Annotated in this window: 4 protein-coding genes; 2 read left to right on the top strand and 2 right to left on the bottom strand. The window is 43.7% G+C overall.

Features of this window, described 5'->3' with window-relative positions; genetic code table 11:
• The coding region (locus AC1F2U_RS34510) for a hypothetical protein (protein ID WP_480265237.1) at window positions 1-239 on the top strand (239 nt) is incomplete at its 5' end.
• A gap of 4 nt (window positions 240-243) precedes the next feature.
• Window positions 244-384, top strand: coding sequence for a hypothetical protein (locus AC1F2U_RS34505; RefSeq protein WP_480265236.1), 141 nt, complete (start codon window positions 244-246; stop codon window positions 382-384).
• Here the strand turns inward: AC1F2U_RS34505 and drmC are convergent.
• Together drmC and drmB are read right to left on the bottom strand one after the other, a co-directional pair.
• The gene (drmC, locus tag AC1F2U_RS34500; protein ID WP_229500711.1) at window positions 370-1,185 is read right to left on the bottom strand and encodes a DISARM system phospholipase D-like protein DrmC; all 816 of its coding nucleotides are present in this window, start codon (window positions 1,183-1,185) and stop codon (window positions 370-372) included. The two genes, AC1F2U_RS34505 and drmC, sit on opposite strands and share 15 nt — an antisense overlap.
• The gene (gene drmB, locus AC1F2U_RS34495) at window positions 1,182-2,960 is read right to left on the bottom strand and encodes a DrmB family protein (protein ID WP_480265235.1); all 1,779 of its coding nucleotides are present in this window, start codon (window positions 2,958-2,960) and stop codon (window positions 1,182-1,184) included. Before drmB ends, drmC begins: the two co-directional genes overlap by 4 nt.
• Between the last annotated feature and the right edge of the window lie 125 nt (window positions 2,961-3,085).

The following is a 3,085-nucleotide window of genomic DNA, read 5'->3' as shown; positions in this document are numbered from 1 at the left end:
AATTCTGGGCAACCTTACCTCATCTCTCCATTGGCGATCGCCTGGCTCATGCCATTACTTTGCTCTCTGACATTAAAAGCTGTAATCCCTATCCCGCATACTTTACAGCTTTTCTTAGTGCCATTCGATTCACAAAAGGAGATAACCCAATGGAACCCAACCAAGCTGAACAAACCTCACCCATGCCTGCTCAACCGCAAAAAGAAAGAACATCAGTGGCTCCAGAAACTCGTCGGTGAGTGGATGTATGAAATCGAAGCGATGATGGAACCCGATCAACCTCCCGTAAAATCAACGGGAACAGAGACTGTGGGTTGCCTTGGGCACAGCGAAAGCTGCAAAAATGAGTTACCTACTGAATACTTATGCCTACAGCGAGTTTAAAGATACGAGAAACTCTTCCTGAATTAAACGGTCGATATGTTCCGCTACTTGATGAGCTATATCTTCACCGTGAACTAGTAGTCCCATTTCCATATTTAATGTCAGAGCGTACTCAGTGAGGTTAGCACTGGAAATAAACAGGTGCTTTCTATCGGCGATCGCACATTTAACGTGTAAGGAACCATACCTTCCTTCTGAATCTGTAAGCCGCTTATTTCGTGGCCAAATAAAAATGTGTGCTTGTTGGGCAATTTCCAGTCCCAATGCTGCACTGACTCCAAAAGGTATTTTACCCTTGCTAGATTCGGGGGTTTCAGCAATAATTCGCACAGTGACTTCTCGTTTCATTGCTGTTAATAATGCTTTTGCAATCTCTGGAATCTTATAAACAGCAAAACTGACAAGAATTATTTCCCGTTGCGCTTCGTGAATTAATTGTAGTAACACTTGTTCTGTTCTGCGAAGTGGTATACCCTCACTTGTGGGGCCAGTCCAAACCAACTCAACAGACAACTCATCCTTTGCTGCCACCTCACAGTAAATTGCTGTGGCTAATGCAGATGCGATCGCACTACTGTCCAAATAAATAGCTTCCCGACACCAAGTTTCTAACAATTCCCCTACCAGTCGGCGAAAATTAGTATTGGGCAGTTGTTTCAAGATTGATGCTTTCAACGCGAAATCACAATATCTTGCTGGAGTAGCTATCAACAAATTAATTACAGCATCTAAAACAGGAGATGGAAGTTGTTTGGCACAGGTACGAATTTGAGCCAATAAAAGCGGTGGTAAAAAGCTCACGTTTTCTCCTCTGGGAAGAACGCTAAGTCTGCGGATAGTACAGTGGGAATAAGTACCGCGCGATCCAGATACTTATTGCCGCGTTCACAGGAGGTTTCTGGGCTAAACAGACAAGCATGGCAAGCTGCCCAATGTAGTGATGTAGCTCCTTTAAAGGGAGTATGTTCTGCACACAAGGGATCAGAAGCACATAACCGCATTTGTTCTAAAGCTTGGTCTATATGGTATCCAAGTATTTTAGGCTCTCCCAAACTGACTAAACCACCCAAGGTACCTTCACTATCAGGTGCGGCGGTATAAATTAGTATGCCTGCCATTGGGCCGCCTTCTTCTTCTGGTCGTTTGGAGTAAATTCGCTCCTTTAAACTAGCAGCATTGTAACCACACTCAAGGGCCATTTGCCGCATCAGGGCGTGAGCAAAGGAGTGTAGCAAAATGTAGCGTACACCAAATTTACCTTTTTCTGGATCGAGAGAACGAACACTACACCACTTTTTATGAGCATCGAATACTTGACGTTCATAATCTTGCAACAGTTGATTTTGCTCCCATTGATGAAGTGTCGTTTCTTTGAACTGGATAAAGATACCTTCGCCTTTGACTTCACTTGCCGGTACCCATTTAGGTTTGCTGCGACTCAATGGAACCCGATGCTCTGTGAGAATTTCTCCAGAGTCAATAAAATCCCCAGGTGATTGAATGCGTGTAAAGCCAATTAAGGCACGAACTTCTCGCAATCTTTCTACCAACACCACCTGCGAAAAGTAATTTTCATACCCAGATGGTGGGTTTACAGTCCGCAGTTGAAAATCTGGGGTATTAAGGTTTGGGTCTGCTGCTGAGAAAATTTGCCATTCAGGTGTTTTCAAGTCCCTGACGCTTTCATCATCAAAAGTGCTTTGCTGCTGAAGTTGTTTTTGTTCAACTAGCGACCAAATTTTGTCTGTTGTGTATTTAGATAATTCCTGAAGTTGCCCCATAGCGAAGAAAGCTTGCAGCACAGCATCTAAGGCACTAAAATTACTCGCTTTTCCCAAAATAGTCCAGTTTTGATTGACCAACTGCTCTAATTGATTGGAGGTGATGGGAATTGATAAGGCTGAGAGTGTAATTGGAAACCAGCTATTGGATGCTCCCAACAAGATGGTTTTCATCTGTTCGTCGCAGCTATCATCAAAACCACGTAGATGCGGGTGACGAGCGCGACAACGCGGCATATTTTTTTTGCCTAATTCACCAAAAGCATCGGATAATCGACGTTCGCTGTTGCAGCCATTGCATTTGACTACAATATCTGTAGGTGAACCAGATACACCGTATTCCTCCAGCCTGAGTGGCCCCTTGCAGGCTGTATTACCACGATGGACAAAATATAACCAAGGAAAGTCATCTAAATGTCCGCGATCGCAGGAAACGAGGAACCGCGATGGTATTGCTGTTGGGTCTTTCTTTTGACTTTTAGGACAGTTTAGATGAACGTAACGGGTTTGGTCTGGACGATAAGAATTTTCTTTAAGTTGGAAATAAGGATATAAAGGGGCTAGCAACCGACATCTCGGACATACCATCCATCCAGGAAAGGGAGCGACGGGAATTCCTATTCTGGCATATTCGTCAAAAGGACTAGATGAAGAGGCATCTTCAGCAGGTATTGGAGGTGCAAGTAGTTTTTTAACTTGTTGACCCAATTCACGACGAATGGCTGCAAGGAGACGCTGTTCCCCTAATTCAACTACTCCCTGTTGGGTGTTCCAGTCCTCCAAACCCATAACCATAAGGCATCATGTAAAAATAACTTGAACAATTTGCCGAATGGTTAGATGATCGGAATGTAACCGAATTAAAGGCTTATATGTCTGATAAGCAGGTAGTAGAAAGCATTCAAGACAAGTACGATTCG

The organism is Nostoc sp. LEGE 12454 (assembly GCF_056620565.1).
Note: the sequence above shows the minus strand (reverse complement) of the source record. Positions and strands in the feature narration are given on the sequence as shown.

What these genes read in the sequence shown, in the direction of transcription:
- AC1F2U_RS34505 (WP_480265236.1), top strand. Translation starts at nt 244, where the DNA reads ATGTATGAAATCGAAGCGATGATGGAACCCGATCAACCTCCCGTAAAA.
- drmB (WP_480265235.1), bottom strand. Translation starts at nt 2,960, where the DNA reads ATGGTTATGGGTTTGGAGGACTGGAACACCCAACAGGGAGTAGTTGAA.